This is a genomic window from Bacteroides sp. AM44-19 (assembly GCF_003603395.1).
GTDB classification, from domain to species: domain Bacteria; phylum Bacteroidota; class Bacteroidia; order Bacteroidales; family Bacteroidaceae; genus Bacteroides; species Bacteroides uniformis.
On the sequence record NZ_QTNB01000001.1, the window covers coordinates 650,776 to 669,503 of the forward strand.

12 protein-coding genes are annotated in these 18,728 nt (G+C 46.6%); 5 read left to right on the forward strand and 7 right to left on the reverse strand.

Translation table 11 applies throughout. The annotated features are described in order from the left end of the window. Window positions 1–15 precede the first annotated feature (15 nt). Window positions 16–765 (reverse strand): DUF4369 domain-containing protein, encoded by a 750-nt coding sequence (locus DW947_RS03000; protein ID WP_044467452.1) that lies wholly within the window; start codon window positions 763–765, stop codon window positions 16–18. Window positions 766–898: 133 nt separating this feature from the next. On the opposite strand from DW947_RS03000, the gene DW947_RS03005 reads away from it, so the two are divergent. The 5 genes from DW947_RS03005 to DW947_RS03025 all read left to right on the forward strand — a co-directional run bounded on the left by DW947_RS03005 (window position 899) and on the right by DW947_RS03025 (window position 7,435). Beyond that, the gene (locus tag DW947_RS03005; protein WP_117962600.1) at window positions 899–2,134 is read left to right on the forward strand and encodes an anaerobic sulfatase-maturation protein; all 1,236 of its coding nucleotides are present in this window, start codon (window positions 899–901) and stop codon (window positions 2,132–2,134) included. 52 nt (window positions 2,135–2,186) lie between these two features. Continuing rightward, window positions 2,187–4,352, forward strand: a complete 2,166-nt coding sequence (locus DW947_RS03010; protein ID WP_044467893.1) for a S46 family peptidase — start codon at window positions 2,187–2,189, stop codon at window positions 4,350–4,352. A gap of 117 nt (window positions 4,353–4,469) precedes the next feature. Further along, the gene (locus DW947_RS03015) at window positions 4,470–6,629 is read left to right on the forward strand and encodes a S46 family peptidase (protein ID WP_117962598.1); all 2,160 of its coding nucleotides are present in this window, start codon (window positions 4,470–4,472) and stop codon (window positions 6,627–6,629) included. 71 nt (window positions 6,630–6,700) lie between these two features. After that, window positions 6,701–6,997 carry a thioredoxin gene (gene trxA / locus DW947_RS03020; protein ID WP_005826711.1) on the forward strand — a complete coding sequence of 99 codons (297 nt, stop codon included), beginning with the start codon at window positions 6,701–6,703 and terminating at the stop codon, window positions 6,995–6,997. Between the two features lie 9 nt (window positions 6,998–7,006). Then, window positions 7,007–7,435 (forward strand): thioredoxin family protein, encoded by a 429-nt coding sequence (locus DW947_RS03025; RefSeq protein WP_005826712.1) that lies wholly within the window; start codon window positions 7,007–7,009, stop codon window positions 7,433–7,435. Window positions 7,436–7,507: 72 nt separating this feature from the next. Here DW947_RS03025 and DW947_RS03030 read toward each other — a convergent pair whose 3' ends face one another. From DW947_RS03030 to DW947_RS03055, 6 genes are all read right to left on the reverse strand, one after another. Continuing rightward, a complete protein-coding gene (locus DW947_RS03030; protein WP_057097692.1) occupies window positions 7,508–8,350 on the reverse strand; it encodes a histidinol-phosphatase in 843 nt (280 codons plus the stop codon). A 44-nt stretch (window positions 8,351–8,394) separates the two neighbouring features. After that, a complete protein-coding gene (locus tag DW947_RS03035) occupies window positions 8,395–10,284 on the reverse strand; it encodes an ABC-F family ATP-binding cassette domain-containing protein (RefSeq protein WP_117962596.1) in 1,890 nt (629 codons plus the stop codon). A gap of 70 nt (window positions 10,285–10,354) precedes the next feature. Beyond that, on the reverse strand, window positions 10,355–11,161 hold the full coding sequence (locus DW947_RS03040; protein ID WP_034528663.1) for a DUF3805 domain-containing protein: 807 nt from the start codon (window positions 11,159–11,161) through the stop codon (window positions 10,355–10,357). Window positions 11,162–11,492: 331 nt separating this feature from the next. Beyond that, window positions 11,493–13,340 (reverse strand): SusD/RagB family nutrient-binding outer membrane lipoprotein, encoded by a 1,848-nt coding sequence (locus DW947_RS03045; RefSeq protein WP_055288657.1) that lies wholly within the window; start codon window positions 13,338–13,340, stop codon window positions 11,493–11,495. A 21-nt stretch (window positions 13,341–13,361) separates the two neighbouring features. Beyond that, on the reverse strand, window positions 13,362–16,571 hold the full coding sequence (locus DW947_RS03050) for a SusC/RagA family TonB-linked outer membrane protein (RefSeq protein ID WP_005826721.1): 3,210 nt from the start codon (window positions 16,569–16,571) through the stop codon (window positions 13,362–13,364). A gap of 680 nt (window positions 16,572–17,251) precedes the next feature. Next, window positions 17,252–18,448, reverse strand: coding sequence for a hypothetical protein (locus DW947_RS03055; RefSeq protein WP_005826727.1), 1,197 nt, complete (start codon window positions 18,446–18,448; stop codon window positions 17,252–17,254). Window positions 18,449–18,728 lie beyond the last annotated feature (280 nt).

Consider the following 18,728-nt stretch of genomic DNA (forward strand, 5'->3'; position numbering starts at 1 on the left):
TCAACTCATTCCTGTTTATTTCTGTCCTCCTACAGAAGCATTTTGCTTCATGCGTTTCTGCTCTTCAATCAGCTGCATGTTCTCCTTCGCCTTTGTAAGGAAATCCTTCACCAAAGTATTCTCTTTAAAAGACAAGGGAGCAGTCCTCATGATGTCCTCAATCTGCGGAGTCATCACCGGATAGGGCAGTGTGCTGCACATCATCATGAATACACTGGGGCCCAGCACATTCTCAAAGTTATCTACAATGAACTGCCGGACGTAGTCGTTCATCTCCTTCACAAGTACTTCGCCTTCCTTTGCCAACTGCCCATGCACGTCATCCAGATTGGCACCGTCCAGCACCATACGCGCCTCTTTCCGTTCCAGCTCCTCTATCTTCACTTCCAGGGAATTGCGCTTGTCTATGAACTCGTACAGTTTGTCATTCAAAGGAGTCCCTTTGGCAATCAACTGAGTATTGGAGATGGAAACCACGATTTTGCCGTCTTCCAGCACCAAAGGCATAATGCCCTCGTGGTCCATATAAAGAGTCACCATCATCACGGAATCGGCCCGGCCTTTCATCTTGAAATGCCCATGGATAACCTCTGCCGAGTCGACGTTCACCCATTGCCCGTCCCGAAGCGTCTTGAGGAACAACATCTTTCCGTCAAGGCTGGTTACCGAGGAACTGCCCTCTATCTTATACTTGCGGTTGCAAGAAGTAAAGAGCACAAGCAGGAGCAAAAAGGGTAAAATGCGGTTCACACTCATTCTAATCATGCAAGAAACGATTTTTGAATTACACCCAGCAAAGGTATTAATATTCCTTATAAACCGAATAGAAAGAAAGGATTTTTCATTCGGTTTACGTATTTTTGCACAATTATAAATCATAAAAATAGAGAAAATATACATGTCAACCTATGCACCTTTTGCCAAACCGCTCTATGTAATGCTGAAACCGGTAGGTGCGGTATGCAATCTGGCATGCGATTATTGCTATTATCTGGAGAAATCTAAACTATATAGAGACAACCCCAAGCATGTGATGAGCGAGGAACTGCTGGAAAAGTTCATCGAGGAGTACATCAACTCGCAGACCATGCCCCAGGTTCTGTTCACCTGGCATGGCGGAGAGACGCTGATGCGTCCGCTCTCTTTCTACAAACGTGCCATGGAGCTGCAAAGGAAATATGCCAACGGACGCACCATAGACAACTGCATACAGACCAACGGCACGTTGCTGACCGATGAATGGTGCCGGTTCTTCAAGGAGAACAACTGGCTGGTGGGTGTCTCCATAGACGGGCCCCAGGAGTTCCATGACGAATACCGGAAGAACAAGCAGGGCAAGCCCTCTTTTGTCAAGGTGATGCAAGGCATCAACCTGCTGAAAAAGCACGGTGTGGAATGGAACGGAATGGCAGTGGTCAATGACTACAACGCCGACTATCCGCTGGACTTCTATAATTTCTTCAAGGAGATAGGATGCCATTACATCCAGTTTGCCCCCATCGTGGAGCGCATTGCCCCTCATGGGGACGGACGCCATCTTGCCTCCCTGGCAGACAAGGAAAAGAGCACGCAACTGGCAGACTTTTCCGTCACACCGGAACAATGGGGAGACTTCCTATGCGCCTTGTTCGACGAATGGGTAAAGCAGGACGTGGGTACTTACTACATACAGTTATTCGACTCTACCCTTGCCAACTGGATAGGCGAACAGCCGGGTGTATGTTCCATGGCAAAGACGTGCGGCCATGCAGGTGTCATGGAGTTCAACGGAGACGTATATACCTGCGACCATTTTGTTTTCCCCGAATATAAACTGGGCAACATCCATCAGAATACACTGGTGGAGATGATGTACGGCGAACGGCAACAAGCCTTCGGACTGATGAAGCAACAATCGCTCCCCACCCAATGCAGGGAGTGTGAATGGCTGTTTGCCTGCAACGGCGAATGCCCAAAGAACCGTTTTGCATGTACAGCCGACGGGGAGCCGGGACTGAATTACCTTTGTGCAGGATATCATAAGTTCTTCAGTCACGTAGCCCCATACATGGACTTTATGAAGAACGAACTGATGAACCAGCGTCCGCCTGCAAACATTATGGAAGCAATAAGAAACAATGCCATCAAGCCATAAGCCCACAAGCGATGACAATGAAATTCAAAGACATTACTTAATAATTGATTATATGAAGATTACATTTAAGAAAGGTTTGCTTGCGGCCATTGCCGCACTGACAGTCTGCTCTGCGCGTGCAGACGAAGGAATGTGGTTACTGCAACTGATGAAACAGCAGAACTCCATCGATATGATGAAGAAACAAGGACTGAAGCTGGAGGCTGACGACCTTTACAATCCCAACGGCGTGTCACTGAAAGATGCTGTAGGTATCTTTGGCGGTGGCTGTACCGGCGAAATCATCTCTCCGGAAGGACTGATTCTGACCAATCACCATTGCGGATACGGTGCCATACAGCAGCACAGCAGCGTGGAACACGATTATCTGACAGATGGTTTCTGGGCCATGAACCGCAGTGAAGAACTGCCCACCCCGGGATTGAAATTCCGTTTCGTGCACCGCATTGTAGACATCACCGACCTTGTCAACGCTAAAATAAAGGCAGGCGAAGTGACGGAAATCGATGCACTGACTTCCCCGTTCCTCAACAAACTGGCAAAAGAGGAACTGGAGAAGAGCGATTTGAAGGGTAAACCGGGCATTGAAGTGCGCGCACTCCCCTTCTATGCAGGAAACAAATTCTATATGTTCTATTATAAGGTATACAGCGACGTGCGTATGGTTGCCGCTCCTCCCTCCTCGGTAGGTAAGTTTGGCGGTGAGACCGACAACTGGATGTGGCCGCGCCACACGGGCGACTTCTCCATGTTCCGTATCTATGCCGATGCCAACGGAGAGCCGGCTGAATACAGTGAAAGCAATGTACCCCTGAAAACGCCGAAGTTCCTGCCCATCTCCATCAAAGGTCTGAACGAAGGTGACTACGCCATGATTATGGGCTTCCCCGGCAGCACAGAACGTTACCTCACCCAGAGCGAAGTGAAGCAACGCATGAACGCCGTGAATCAGGCAATGATTGATATGCGCGGCGTACGCCTCGAAGTGCTGCGCAAGTATATGGATGCCAGTGACAAGACCCGCATCCAGTATGCCAGCAAGTTTGCCGGAAGCAGTAACTACTGGAAGAACTCCATTGGTATGAACAAGGCAATCATCGACAATGACGTGTTGGGCGCCAAAGCCGAAATCGAGAAAAAGTATGCCGCCTTTGCCCAAGGAAAACCCGAATACGAGGGTGTGGTAGAGAAAATTGATGCCATCATCGAGAAAAGCACCCCCACGCTGCGCCAGCTCTACTATACCAACGAAGCATTGCGCGGTGCTATCGAATTCGGCAGTACCTACCTTATTATGGATAACATAAAGAAAGCGCTCGAAGAGAAGAACGACTCATTGCTGCAAGCTTCGAAGAAGCAGTTGGAAAATGCATACGATGGTATCCACAATAAAGACTACGACCACGAAGTGGACCGCGCCGTAGCCAAAGCCATCCTGCCCGCCCTTGCCAAGGCACTGAACGCCGACGAGCTGCCCTCCTTCTACCAAACCATCAACGGAGAGTTCAAGGGCGACTACAACGCATACGTAGACAACATTTACGACAACTCCATCCTCTCCAACCGCAAGAACCTGGATAAATTCCTGGCAAAGCCCACCGTGAAAGCCATCGAGAAAGACCCTGCTACGGCTTACTCGCGCTCCAAGAACGAAAAGCTGCAGGAACTCGGAAAGCAATACATGGAACTGGAAAGCGGAATGGAACTGCTCCACAAGGCCTACATCCGTGGCTTGGGTGAAATGAAACAGCCCGTCCCCTCCTATCCGGATGCCAACTTCACCATGCGTCTGACCTATGGTAATGTAAAATCATACAGCCCACGCGATGCCGTACACTACGACTACTATACCACTACCGACGGTATCCTTGAAAAAGAGAATCCCGAAGACCGTGAATTCGTGGTACCCGCCAAGCTGAAAGAACTGATTCAAAAGAAAGACTTCGGACGCTACGCCATGGCAGACGGCACCATGCCGGTTTGCTTCCTCACGACGAACGACATCACCGGCGGCAACTCGGGCAGCCCCGTCATCAATGGCGAAGGACAGCTCATCGGTACTGCTTTCGACGGCAACTGGGAATCTCTGAGCGGTGACATCAACTTCAACAATGACCTGCAGCGTTGCATTGCACTGGATATACGCTACGTGCTCTTCATCCTCGACAAACTGGGCAATTGCAGTCATCTGATAAAAGAAATGAACATTATAGAATAAATTAAAGCCTCTGAGAGATTACCTCCCATACTGAATGGCATTCAGTCGTATACTTAACCCTATTCAGTCGTATACTGAATAGCCCCCCTCTCAGATGCTCTTCTAACGCACATCACCATGAAAAGGATCCTATTATCATTATTCATTACATCTTCTGTCCTTGCCGCACACGCCGACGAAGGTATGTGGATGCTCACCGACCTGCAAAAGCAGAACGAAGTAGCCATGACGGAACTCGGACTGCTCATCCCCGCCAACCAAATCTACAATCCCGACGGCATTGCCCTAAAGGATGCCGTGGTGCATTTCGGCGGTGGCTGTACCGGCGAAGTCATCTCTGCCGAAGGCCTGGTACTGACCAACCACCACTGCGGCTATGGCGCCATACAACAACACAGCTCGGTGGAACACGACTACCTGACCGACGGTTTCTGGGCTATGTCCCGCGAAGAGGAGCTTCCCTGCAAGGGACTCACCGTCACCTACATCGACCGGATACTGGACGTGACAGACTACGTAAACGAACAACTGAAAACCGACGACGACCCGAACGGCACCAATTATCTGTCTCCCAAATACCTAAAAACAGTAGCCGACCGCTTCGCCAAGTCCGAAGGCATCGCCCTGACACCCGGCCGCAAACTGGAACTGAAAGCTTTCTACGGTGGAAACAGATACTATCTATTCGTAAAAACCACCTATAGCGACATCCGCATGGTAGGTGCTCCCCCCTCCTCCATCGGCAAGTTCGGTGCAGACACCGACAACTGGATGTGGCCCCGCCACACGGGAGATTTCTCCATCTTCCGCATCTATGCCGACAAAGACGGGAAACCCGCCGCTTACAGCAAAGACAACGTCCCCCTGAAAGTGAAGAAACACCTCACCATCAGCCTCGACGGCTATCGCGAGGGCGACTTTACCTTCGTCATGGGCTTCCCCGGACGCAACTGGCGCTACATGATTTCCGACGAAGTAGAGGAACGCATGCAAACCACCAACTTCATGCGCCACCACGTGCGTGACGTACGCCAGAAAGCTCTGATGAAGCAGATGCTGCAAGACGATGCCGTACGCATCCACTATGCCAGCAAGTATGCATCTTCTGCCAACTACTGGAAAAATGCCATCGGTATGAACGAGGGTCTCGTCCGTCTGAAAGTATTGGACACCAAACGTGCACAACAAGAGGCACTCCTGGCACGCGGACGCTCGCTGAACGACAATAGCTATCAGCAGGCATTCGACCAGATACGCGCCATCGTAAAGCAACGCCGTCCAGCCCTCTACCACCAGCAAGCCATTCAGGAAGCACTGGTGACGGGACTCGATTTCATGCGTATCCCCAGCACCGCAGGACTGGTATCTGCCTTGAAGAACAAGGACAAGGAACAGATTGCAACAGCTAAAGACAGTCTTCAGAAGGCAGCCGACCGCTACTTCGCCTCTGTCCCCTTCCCCGAAGTGGAACGTATTGTTGGCAAGGAAATGCTGAAAATCTACATGAAGTATATCCCTGCCGAACAACGCATCGGTATTTTCCAAATCATAGACAAGCGTTTCAAGGGCAACAGCGACGCTTTCATCGACGCCTGCTTTGAACATTCCATCTTCGGCAACAAGGAGAACTTTGCCAAGTTCATCCGCAAGCCCAGCCTCTACAAGATTAATACAGACTGGATGGTCTTGCTGAAATATTCCATCACGGACGGCCTGCTTCAGACCTCCATTGCCATGATGGATGCCAATAAAAACTACAATGCCGCCCACAAGGTATGGGTAAAGGGCATGATGGACATGAAACTTGCCAATGGTCAGCCCATCTATCCGGATGCCAACTCCACCTTGCGCCTGACCTACGGTCAAGTGCTCCCCTACGCTCCGGCAGACGGTGTGAAATATGATTACTACACCACTCTGAAAGGAGCTATGGAAAAGGAAGATCCCGACAATTGGGAGTTTGTAGTCCCCGCCAAACTGAAACAGCTGTATCAGGCAAAGGATTTCGGACGTTATGCCATGCCGAACGGCGAAATGCCCATCTGCTTCATTGTCAACACAGACAATACCGGTGGAAACTCCGGCAGCCCAGTGTTCAATGCCAAAGGAGAACTGATAGGTACCGGCTTTGACCGCAATTACGAAGGTTTGACTGGCGACATTGCCTTCCGTCCGTCCTCCCAACGAGCAGCATGTGTAGACATCCGCTACACCTTGTTCATCATCGACAAATACGCGGGAGCTTCGCATCTCATTGAAGAGATGACGATTAAATAATGATTTAGCGAACAAATCCTCCTCCTATTTTGTTATCATTACAAATAAATAAAAACAGAAAGGAAAAAATTATGGAAAAGTTTGAAGAATTGATACAATCAGAAAAGCCCGTTTTAGTTGATTTCTTTGCAACCTGGTGTGGCCCGTGCAAGGCGATGCATCCGGTACTGGAAGAACTCAAAAACGAAATAGGAGATGCTGCCCGTATCGCCAAAATAGATGTAGACCAGCACGAAGAACTTGCTGCCCGCTACCGTATACAAGCAGTACCGACATTTATCGTATTTAAGAAAGGCGAAGCCGTATGGCGCCACTCGGGTGTCATCAGCGGTAAGGATTTGAAAGCCGTTATAGAACAAAACTCTTAACAAGAAGAAATGAAGAAGATTATAGCAATGGTTGCCCTCGTGTTTTCTTGCATGCTGGCCTATGCTCAAACAAACGGAGAAGTTATCGTCATGAACAAAGCCATGTTCATCAAGGATGTGTTCGACTATGAGAAATCCCAGGACTGGAAATACAAGGGAAACAAGCCTGCCATCATAGACTTATATGCCGACTGGTGCGGACCTTGCCGCATGGTGGCTCCCATTATGAAGGAACTGGCCAAAGAGTATGCCGATAAAATCGTTGTCTACAAAGTCAATGTGGATAAGGAAAAGGAACTGGCAGCGTTGTTCAATGCAACAAGCATCCCTCTTTTTGTATTCATCCCTATGAATGGAGAGCCTCAGCTCTTCCGCGGAGCAGCCGATAAGGCTACCTACAAAAAGGCGATTGATGACTTTTTACTGAAAACAGAATAGTTCATAATAGAAAGAAAAACTCCTGACTACCTTTACAAAAAGGCAAGTCAGGAGTTTTTGTATCCTATTCACTCAAAACACGATAGGCATCTCTTTCCATTCTCCTCCGTGTAGTTCCATCACCGATTCATATCCAGCTTTCCTCAAGGCACGCAAAGCTTCGGGACGTCCGTTGTTTATCCGTTCCGGATAGTGTGAATCACTGTTCACCTGCACACGTACACCCAAATCATGCAGGTAGGAGAAATACCGCTCATTGGGATAGAAAGTGCCCAAGTCATGATAGGCTTTGGTATTGACCTCTACCTGATAGCCACGACGGGCAATATCTGCGAAATACGCCCTAACCAGCTCATCATACCAAGGCTCGTCCAGCAATCCCGGGCGATAGCATGCCGCATTGTAGTGCATCTTATCGGCATGGCCCACAATATCGAAACCACCCAGCTCGAGCATCCTCGTCAACCTACCATAATAGAGACGGACCACATGCTCCAAATCACTGCAGAAATGTCCGTCTACAATGGTCTTAAAGGTATCCGCAGATACATCTACATCCACCACTTCCCCTTTGTCATTGTAGAGAAGATGTACAGAACCGATACGATAGTCCAACGGCAACTCCCTGAAACGGGCGATGGACGGATTACTCGCTTCATTCAGATAATCAATCTCCAGACCGATATACAGTTCGATACGTCCGGCATACTTCTCCTTCAGACGATGGAATTCAGACAGATAGTCGTCCATGATATCCCACTCCATAGTCCATGCCGTAGAAAAAGGCAATGGAGCATGCGATGAAAAGCCATAAGATGTAAAACCTTCACTCAATGCAAAACGCACAAAGTCCTCCATGCCGGCACGCCCGTCACAATAAAGGCTATGGCTATGATAATTCGTCAGATTTCCCACTTTCTCAGTTCTAATTTTTAATTCTTAATTTTCAATTTCGAACTTCAGTTCGATTCTATCTCACTCAGCTCCAGCCAGCGCAATGTTTTTTCGTCAATCAAGTCCGACAATTCCGGCAAACGTTTCGACTTCTCCGTCAGTTCGTCCACAGACAAAGTACCGCTGCACAAAGCCTCTTCAATTGCGTTCTTTTCGGTTTCCAGGTCGGCTATCTCCTGCTCCAATTGTTCAAACTCGCGTTTTTCCTTAAAAGACATGCGCCGCTTCTCATTCAGACGCACCTTCGCCGTCTTGTCCTCCTGAGTCTTGGCGGCTTCTTTCTCTTTCTCCTTTTCCTGATGGACTTTCGCATCTTTCCAGTCGCGATATTGTGTATAGTTGCCGGGAAAGTCGCGGATGTCCCCTTGTCCGTTGAACACTAATAGATGGTCTACCACCTTGTCCATGAAATAACGGTCGTGGCTCACCACAATCACGCATCCTTTGAAATTCTGCAAATACTCTTCCAGCACATTCAGCGTCACAATATCGAGATCATTGGTCGGCTCATCCAACACCAGGAAGTTGGGATTGCGCATCAGGACCGTACACAGGTAGAGGCGGCGGCGTTCTCCCCCACTCAGCTTGTAGACATAGCTGTGCTGTGTCTCGGGAGTAAACAGGAAATGTTGCAGGAATTGCGATGCCGTCAGCTTCTTGCCGTTGCCCAGTTCTATAACTTCGGCAATGTCCTGCACTACATCAATCACTTTCATCTGCTCGTCAAACTGCAAGCCGTCCTGCGAGTAGTAACCGAAGCGGACCGTCTCGCCAATGTCCAGCGTACCGCTGTCTGCCTGCTCCAACCCCATCAGTATCTTGATGAAGGTCGACTTGCCCGTACCGTTATTCCCTACGATACCCATCTTTTCGTAACGGGAGAAGATGTAGGAGAAATCATCCAGAATCTTCAAGTCACCAAAGGATTTGTACAGATGGTCTGCCTCGAATATCTTACTGCCTATATAAGAAGCCTTAACGTCCAGCTTTACATTGTCGTTGTTGAAACGCTGCTTAGCCACCTTCTCCAACTCGTAAAAGGCATCCTCCCGATAGCGTGCCTTGTGCCCGCGGGCTTGCGGCATGCGGCGCATCCATTCCAGCTCTGTGCGGTAGAGGTTATTGGCACGTTCTATCTCCACAGTCTTGGCCTCGATACGCTCTTGGCGCTTCTCCAGATAATAACTGTAATTGCCTTTATACTGATAAATCTGCCGGTTGTCTATCTCTACGATTTCGGAGCATACCCGGTCGAGGAAATAACGGTCGTGCGTCACCATCAGCAAGCTGAGGTTGTTCCGGCGGAGATATTCCTCCAGCCACTCCGTCATATCGAGGTCGAGGTGGTTGGTAGGCTCGTCCAGTATCAGCAAATCGGGTTCAGTGATAAGGGTATTGGCAAGTGCCACACGCTTCAACTGCCCGCCGGACAGATGTTTTACGTGCTGACTGAAATCACGTATTTTAAGTTGAGACAGAATCTGTTTCGCCTTCTGCTCGTACTCCCAAGCTTTTTCATGGTCCATACGCACCAGAATTTCGTCCAAGCCGGGATGCCCCTCCGTTTCCATGCAACGTTCATATTCCTTGATTAACTCGACAGTACTGTTGCCATGATGGAAGCACGCTTCGAGCACGGTCAGCTCTTCGGGATATTGCGGGTCTTGTTCCAGATAACCCACACGCAAATCACGACGGAAGGAAATGGTGCCATTGTCATACCCTTCCTTGCCGGAAAGGATATTGAGCAATGTCGTCTTGCCACTGCCGTTCTTGGCTATCAACCCGACACGCTGTCCCTCGGACAAGCCCAAAGAAATATTTTCGAATAGTACCAAGTCACCGAACGACTTGGTCAAGTTTTCCACCTGAAGAATTGAATTTACTGCTGCCAATGCTTTAATAGTTGAAAAATGAAAATTGAAAATTGAAAGTTGAAAATCACAGTACCGAGATGACCGGACCTTAGAACAAGGAGCTGTATATCTCCAGCAGATTCACTTTACCTCCTGCCTTTACTTTGCTCCAAACCAGCTTCATGGGGTCTATCCATTCACCGGTAGACGTGTTCAGCAATATGGGCGCTTCCCGGTTTCCGTCCACCAAGGTACGCCATTCCATACCGTCCACTTCATTGGCGAAAATAACACAAAGCACAATGCCAAAAGCCAGCCACGCATCTTTCTTTTTAGGGCTGATGTTGCTTTCTTCCATCATCTGCTGCATCTTGGCAATGTCTTCCTCGGCTCCCTGGAAATCCTTCTTCAACAATTCCTTTATAGTAGTATCCACCCACTCGTATGCTTCATTAATCTGGTAGATTTCCGAAAGGCGCACCGGAATTATCTCCGCTGGATACTTCACTCCATCCTTCCGCGTTTCCAGCGAAGCGATAATCTTCTCCGCTTCTGCAACTGGCTCTCCTTTCTTCACCGTAAACGAACATTCAAAGGCAACTTCATCCGCGCCCGTTATCCATAAATGGGAAGTATAGTACGCACCTTCTTCCTCGAACATTTCCTTACTATATGCACATTCCATCCGGCCTATCCTAACCGGAATGGCAGAGGAGTTTTCCCGTAACTCTTGCTTCACGGAGTCCTTGCCATATGTAGCATTCCCTTTGAAAGCCGAAATGCGAAAATTACCGGTCCACTCATTGGGGTTATAAAAAAGGAAAGAGCCTTCCCCGTCCTCGAATTCATTCCAGTCTGCCGGATAAGTCATGGAGAACCATGCCCCCGGAGAGATAAATTTCTTGCTTTGTTCCATATATAGACTAATCTTTGCAAAGACAGTTCCTACCATCTCAGCTATTTCTCGCAAAGATAGTACAAACCGAATGCAAAATAAAATGAACTTGTCCATTTTTTATGCTGAGGTGCAGCCTATCTTCGGTTTTAGGGCAAAAGTAACATATTACCGCCGTTGATATGCAAACAAACGAAACAAAAAAACAGCCGATTCTCACGAACCGGCTGTTCCAATCATCATCTATGAATGAAGACCATTAGAGCCTTCAATATCTTAACTATATCTTAAAATCCACATTTTGGGCGTAAAGATAATGAATTTGTATCACAAAATAAAATGCAATGAAAAATTAGTTTTGGGCACTGTCCCACCATACGGGTAAAGTCCATACGTCCTCGGCAGCATTCCAAAGTGCAATTGAAGTATCAGCTCCCGGAACAGTGGCACCGATAGCTTGCAGATTGGCCGTATTGTAGTTGAGTTCATGACTGCATTGCTGCCAACGACGGAACTGTTTACCTTGCGGAATATTCTTTTGGGCAGTAGCATCAACGCCATAGCGTGCAGGAATACCCCAGCCTAAGAAAAGCTCCGGATTAAAATCGTAGCGACGCATATCGTTCCAAATTTCCATGGAAAAATGCAATGCCAAACGCTTTTGAGTAAGAATCTTGCCCAAAGTAATATTCTCTTCAGTGCCGATACCATTGTTCAAATAGTTGTCAATGTCGGTTTGCGTCATAGGAGAGAACGAGGGGCATGCTTCCAAATTGGCATCTTCACGGCACCACACTTTCAACTTATCGTTCATACCGTCGATACTGGCTGCAATACCTTTCTTATAAGCATTAAAAGCCGCTCCTTTATTACCTTGGTTAAAGAGTACTTCAGCACGTATGAAACAAGCTTCGGCATAGGTTCCAATATAGGTGGGAGAAGACACGCGAGTATAGAAAGTTCCCGATTCGCGAGAGGCATCAGTGCCATCGCGACGATAAAGTAAATCAGGACGTCCTTGATAAGCTTTGCACTGACTGGTACACTCTACATAAATAGTGTCCCCCTTACGGGTAGAAGATTCACTGTCAATCCACCAACCTTTGGCTGCCGAGAAGTTCGAGCGCAACGGTCCGCCGGTAAGGCTGGGACTATCATTGCCAATCATATCTACACCCATAGAACGACGCCAACCGTTTTTGAACTTCACCTCTGCGGGTGAATTACTTGATTGCTTCGAATATGCCCAAGGTAAAATCTTATCGGCACGCGGATCTTCTATTCCACTTCCGGCAAAATTTGTCAGATTATCGTAAAGCATCTTGGTAGGCATATAGCCGGCATTCATGCCACATACAGAAAAGAGCGGTGAATAATCAACCGGTTCGTCCCATCCCAATACATCATGCGAATTATTGGCATCAATATGATTGAATACGGTATTGTCGGCATTGCTTTGCTGAGCCTTGTCAAGACAAGCCAAGATTTCTGCGGCATCGTATTTCCCTTCAAGATAACTGCCTTCACCCTTTTTAATAAGCTTGTTAATGTAACGTGCTTTAAGTAAATATGCCAATTTAAGCCACTTGTCTACACTACCACCATTCCAAATATCGCCTACAGCCAACGAAGCTGTCGCAGACCCTTGCTCTTTTTGGAACATCTCGATAGCGGTGTCAAGATCGGCCAAACAGCCCAAATAGATTGTTTTTCCGTCATTATAGGTAGGAGTAACACCGGCTTCAGCCTCACTCGACTTGTAAGGCATTTCTCCATAAAGGTCTGTCATAAGCATAAAACCATAGGCACGAATTACGCGAGCTGCACCCACATAATGCCAAGCCTCGGCTGCCGTAGCCTTGTCAATCAAAAATGGAATATTTACAGCAGCTCCACAGAACCACCATTGGTAGGGAGTGGTAACGGCACCGGTCTGAGGACTCCAATAAGACATATTCCAATAAGTGCCGCCGTCATAATAGCGTGTCCAATCGCCCATAGACATACTGGAACGCCAAGCAGCAAACTGAGTGGCACTGTTGGTATAAAATTCAATATGTGCCAATCGTGAATCATAGGTCGCATTTCCGGCTGTGGGATTTTCGGGATCGACATTTACATCGAGCCAGTCACTACACCCCGAGAACAAAGTCATAAGGGCACCCACACTACATAATATCATAGATTTGAATAATTTCATATTGCTTCTGTTTTTTAAGAGTTAGAAAGTAAGATTCAAGCCAAACGACATGGTAGAAGTGGCAGGTACACCGCAGTAGTCAAATCCTACTGATGATGAGCCACCTACACCCGCACCAGCGGCAGCCACTTCAGGATCACCGTCGTAATTGGTGATGAGCAATAGATTGGTAGCAGCTACCGATACCGAAGCACGCTTTACAAATCCAATCTTGGAAAGCCACGTTTTAGGAAACTCATAGCTCAATGAAACAGAACGCAAACGCAAAGAGTTGACATCGGTAATATAGTTGGCTGACTCCTTAGAATAATAGTTCTGATAGTAATCCTTAATGATGTTGTAACCACTCATTTGTACTCCATTAAAAGTATAGGTTTTATCGGCCTCCCAAGTATTGGTCACTGGGTCACCATTGGCATTGACACCCGTTACAGTGAGAGAACGATTGCGTACATCGGCAGAGAACTGGCTCACACCGCTGTTATCCATAGCATATTGAGTACCGTTGACCACATCGCCACCTACACGGAATTCCCATAGCATATTGAAAGTAAAATTCTTCCAAGTAAGGGTGTTGTTCAATCCACCGGTAAACGATGACTCACGATTACCTACTGCTACAAGGGTTTTGTCATAAGTAGGCATACCGTTTTTGTCGAGTATCACCTCACCGGCGTCATTACGTTTCCATTTGGTACCGGCAATACCCATAAAATCTCCACCGCTGAACGAGGCTGCCTGCATACCGGCATATTGCACATCGGTAACATACATCACGCCCATACCTTCGGGAAGCCCGTCCAAAGTACCACGATTACCTGCCATGTTCAAGCCAATGTCCCATGTCCAGTCCTTAGTCTGTATGGGAGTTCCCGAAATAGAGAGTTCCATACCTTTGTTATACACATTGCCCGCATTGATACTCCAAAAGATGTAACCGGTAGATTGCGGACCGCGAGGAGCAAGAATCTGATTATATGAATCGTTGGTATAGTAAGCATAGTCTATGTGCAGGCGGTTTTTGAAGAAACTCAATTCCACGCCTATTTCGGTAGACTTGGTCATTTCCGGTTTCAGTTTGTCATTACCGCGTGTCCAAGTATTTCCCACACCTACCGTACCGTCAAGATAGGTACCCGTAGGCCATAAGGCAGTTTCCAATTCGTACACACCGGTATCTTTACCTACCTTGGCCCACGATGCACGCAATTTACCAAAGTTGAGCACACTGTCATCCAGCCAACCGAGTCGCTGCAAGGCTTCAGTAAATACGAATGAACCGCTTACCGAAGGATAGAAGTACGAACGGTTTTCAAGAGGAAGAGTAGAAGTCCAGTCATTACGACCGCTCACAGTGAGATAGAGCATATTTTTCCATGATGCACGGAATTCTCCAAAAGCTCCTACCAAACGTTTCTTAGTAGCTGCATGTGTGAATTGCTTATTGTCTTTACTGGCATTGGCGTATGAGAAGAAATCAGGAACGGAAAAGTTCCAAGCCATCATCGAGCTACGGTCTGTCTTGGTTTCGTCCATTGTGGCACCCAACAAAAGATTCAAATCGAAATCACCGAACTTATGGCTCATGTTCGACATAAAGTCATGGCTCATATAGCGGAACTGCTGGGTGTTGTCACTCATCATACCTTTTTGCCACACTTGTTTAAGCACGCCATTGGCAGCCAAACGGTTGGAAGCAGTTTGGGTATAACGGTCAATACCTATTTTATAAGAAACAAACCACCATTTGGCAATATCGGCTTTTATACTGAGCATCCCATTGAAACGGTCGATGTCGTCATACATGTGGTTACGATTGACAATCCAATAGGGGTTGTCGCGTTCGTCCCATGGATCAAGACGATCGCCAAACAAACGATAACGGGTACCATCCTCGTTCTGATAGTGGGTCATTCGGTCGAAAGGAGACCAGTTGTACACACCATAAAGAGCACCATTACCACTCGAATTATAAAGCCCGGCACCCGTCAAAGTACGGTCCGTATGAGCATCGCTATATGCGGCACTGGCGTTAAAGGTAAAAATCCCCACCTTCTGCTCACCATTGAAACGGAAAGCATATTTCTTGTATCCGGTCTCGGGCACAACACCTACCTGATCATAGTAAGACCCTGAAAGATAGAATTTACTATTCTTGGTACCCCCGGCTACGCTGGCACTTTCATCGAAAATGTTTCCGCCTTGAAAGAAATCACCTATGTTATCATAAGTAGCTGCGTTCGACTTCTCTCCCCACGAAGTATAAGCAAAGTCATTAAACACAGTACCAGTATAGTTCTTCTTTGAATCATATTGGTCTTCCATATATCCACGGGCATATTGGCGTTGCGTTTGCGGCAGGCTCTTTACCCATGAAGCAGTAAACTTAGAATTGATATTCACTTCAACCACGCCCTCTTTACCTTTCTTGGTAGTGATAAGAATAACTCCGTTGGCTGCACGTGAACCGTATAAAGCGGCAGCTGCAGGGCCTTTGAGCACCGACATACTTTCTATATCTTCGGGATTTATATCCATCAAACGATTGGAAGTAGTAGAGGCAGAACGCATGGAACCATCGAAAGCCGAATTGCCCACCACTGATGAAGAGTTATCAAAAATAACACCATCCACCACAAAGAGCGGCTGATTGTCTTTGCCTTCAGCACCCGACGTTCCTCCACGCAATATAATCTGAGCGCCCGCACCAGCGGCACCGGATGACTGAGTAACATTCACACCGGCCACTTTCCCCGAAAGGGATGAAATAGGATTGGCAGTTTTCATCTTCATCAATTCATCCGACTTCACATCCTCCATTGAATATCCCAAAGCCTTGCGCTCTTTCTTGATACCCATTGCCGTCACAACCACTTCGTCCAGCGCTTGCGAGTCATCTTGTAAACTCACAGTATAAGTAGTGGCGTTCGTCACCTTCAATGTCACTGTTTTGTAGCCAATGAAAGATACCTCCAATGTGCTACCCACCGGCGCCTCTACAGAAAAATTTCCATCAATATCCGTCACAGCGCCGGTACCAGAACCTTTTACTAACACGCTGGCGCCGATGATGGGTTCGCCTGCCGCATCTAAAACTTTACCTGTGATTTTCTTGGCTTGCTGAGTACTTTGGGAACTTAGCACACTTTCAACAGCTGCATTAGCAGCAAAAGGTGCAGACACCCCAAACAATGCAAGCAACACTAATGATAAGCAATAATTTCTTTTCATAAGCTCTATTATTTGGATTTGTTTGCAAACATATGAATTAATTTAGAAATTCTATCATCAATCGAATTAAAAATTACTAAATAAATATTAAAACATTTGCATTTATATTTTTGCAAAGTTTTAAATATCTATTTAGTAATTATTCAAAGCATTAACTCTTAATCATATTAATGCCGTACTTGTATATAATATATCTCAATGATGCGAAAAAACGAAAAACACATCACATTTATCATTTATATATAGCAATGTTTTGAACTATTTGATTTACGCATTAAAGCATATTCATAAATCTTTTTATATAAAAAGAACTTGATTACGTGGGGATATTGGTATGGATAAGGATTCTAAAAAGCAAATTAGTTAAAATGATTCATAAGTTCATCAAAAAATAGTGTTAGACTATTAACAATAATAAATTCCACATATAATCTACATTAACATTTTATTTTTCAGCATAATACTAATATATACAAGTTTCACTTATAAAAACTGGTCTCTTTCCATGTTGTGGAATTTCCATATCAGTAGTGGTGACATATATAATGGTACAGATTATTTCATGACAGCACGTAGCATGAGTGTGAGATTTAATTCATTGAAGCCTCTCAACGGTCTTCATTCATAGATGATGATTGGAACGGCCGGTTCGTGAAAATCGGCTGTTTGCATTCTACGCCTCATTTCCCTATCGGCTGTATTCTCCTTCTCACCTCTTTGGATATTTCCAGAAACATATAGTTCAGTTTGCCGGAATGAATGCCTTCCTTATTCTGGGCATACTTCTTATTGGCATACTCCTTGGACTTGTCAAAGGTGATGCGCGACATCTGGTTCTGCGACTTTCCCACCATCGTCGAATCCAATTGTTCGTCCGGAAAGAAATCATCCAAATCCACATCACCAATCATGGTCGTTTCAAGGAAATTCATGTCTTTATGACTGGAATCCGTGTAGTATCCTACAAACATATGCCCCGGGGTGCGCACCAATATAGGTTCTATGTTGATGGCACGGAGCAGAGAAGCAAAAAGCACACTTCCATCCACACAGTTGATTTGCGAGGACTCCAAGGCGTCATCGAACGTGCGCACACGCTGTGAAAAGACCACATTGCTGGAAAGGCTCGTATTGGAGACCGAGCTATAACGGAACTTACGCTTCTGCAGTACATTCCACAAGGCATAAACCTGCCTGTCCACCACTTCGGCACCTCCCTGATAGCCTAAAAAACGGTTGACGATACGCGTATCCAGCGCTTCACGCAACAGCTTGTCAATCATAGGATTCTCCTCATTTACATATGCTGCAAAAAAGATGCCGGTATCATGGAATTTTGTACCATTCGTGACATACCCCAACAGACATTCATTAATGCTGCGAACGGAAAAAGTACGCACCCTCTGCCCCAAATCCTTGCCGTTCATCTCTACCATAACGGCCACACTGATGGGTTCCGCTTGGTTGTTATTCTTCAGAGCCTCGTAATTCCATATGATATCAGGATAGATAATATACTCCGTACGCGGTTTTGCCAGCACAAACTCCGACACGGAACGGGAAAAGAACGGAGTCTCTGCAACCTCTACCCGCACCCGGCTATAAGCATTCCTCGAACGGACACGGACAGCGATGCAGGACTTCGGATTACCTACATACATGGAGTCTACCGGCACTATGACCTGAGCATCGGTAGTAGCCACCGAAAGGATACTGGAAGGGAATATATTACCGCCCAGTTCATCCGTAATCTCAAATCCCGAGCGGAAAGTAGCCGTATTCAGCCAGACAGAGCCGATTATCACTAAAAGTAGAGTTCCCATAATAACCGACAAATGTCTCTTAGAGAAACTCCTGATATACATAAGTTCTTTCATACAATTCAGTATTTACGAAGCAAAGATAATATTTTAATGTGACGGGGCTTTTAGATAAACGGGAATTTAATGTAACCCAAATGTAACACTTGTTTCATCATTCCGTAACAAATTAGCCTCACTTTTGTACCCAGAAAGCAGAAATGGCCTGCATCTCGGCACAACTTTTCATGTAAACATGAAAATTCTGCATTCGGTTTGCACTATTTTTGCCGATAAAAAGAAATAAAGTTTAACTTTGTGACAAGAAAATTGTTTTATTCCTGTCATACATAAACAA

Coding starts and splice junctions, on each gene's coding strand:
- DW947_RS03000 (WP_044467452.1), bottom strand. CDS start 765: ATGATTAGAATGAGTGTGAACCGCATTTTACCCTTTTTGCTCCTGCTT.
- DW947_RS03005 (WP_117962600.1), top strand. CDS start 899: ATGTCAACCTATGCACCTTTTGCCAAACCGCTCTATGTAATGCTGAAA.
- DW947_RS03010 (WP_044467893.1), top strand. CDS start 2,187: ATGAAGATTACATTTAAGAAAGGTTTGCTTGCGGCCATTGCCGCACTG.
- DW947_RS03015 (WP_117962598.1), top strand. CDS start 4,470: ATGAAAAGGATCCTATTATCATTATTCATTACATCTTCTGTCCTTGCC.
- trxA (WP_005826711.1), top strand. CDS start 6,701: ATGGAAAAGTTTGAAGAATTGATACAATCAGAAAAGCCCGTTTTAGTT.
- DW947_RS03025 (WP_005826712.1), top strand. CDS start 7,007: ATGAAGAAGATTATAGCAATGGTTGCCCTCGTGTTTTCTTGCATGCTG.
- DW947_RS03040 (WP_034528663.1), bottom strand. CDS start 11,161: ATGGAACAAAGCAAGAAATTTATCTCTCCGGGGGCATGGTTCTCCATG.
- DW947_RS03045 (WP_055288657.1), bottom strand. CDS start 13,340: ATGAAATTATTCAAATCTATGATATTATGTAGTGTGGGTGCCCTTATG.
- DW947_RS03050 (WP_005826721.1), bottom strand. CDS start 16,571: ATGAAAAGAAATTATTGCTTATCATTAGTGTTGCTTGCATTGTTTGGG.
- DW947_RS03055 (WP_005826727.1), bottom strand. CDS start 18,448: ATGAAAGAACTTATGTATATCAGGAGTTTCTCTAAGAGACATTTGTCG.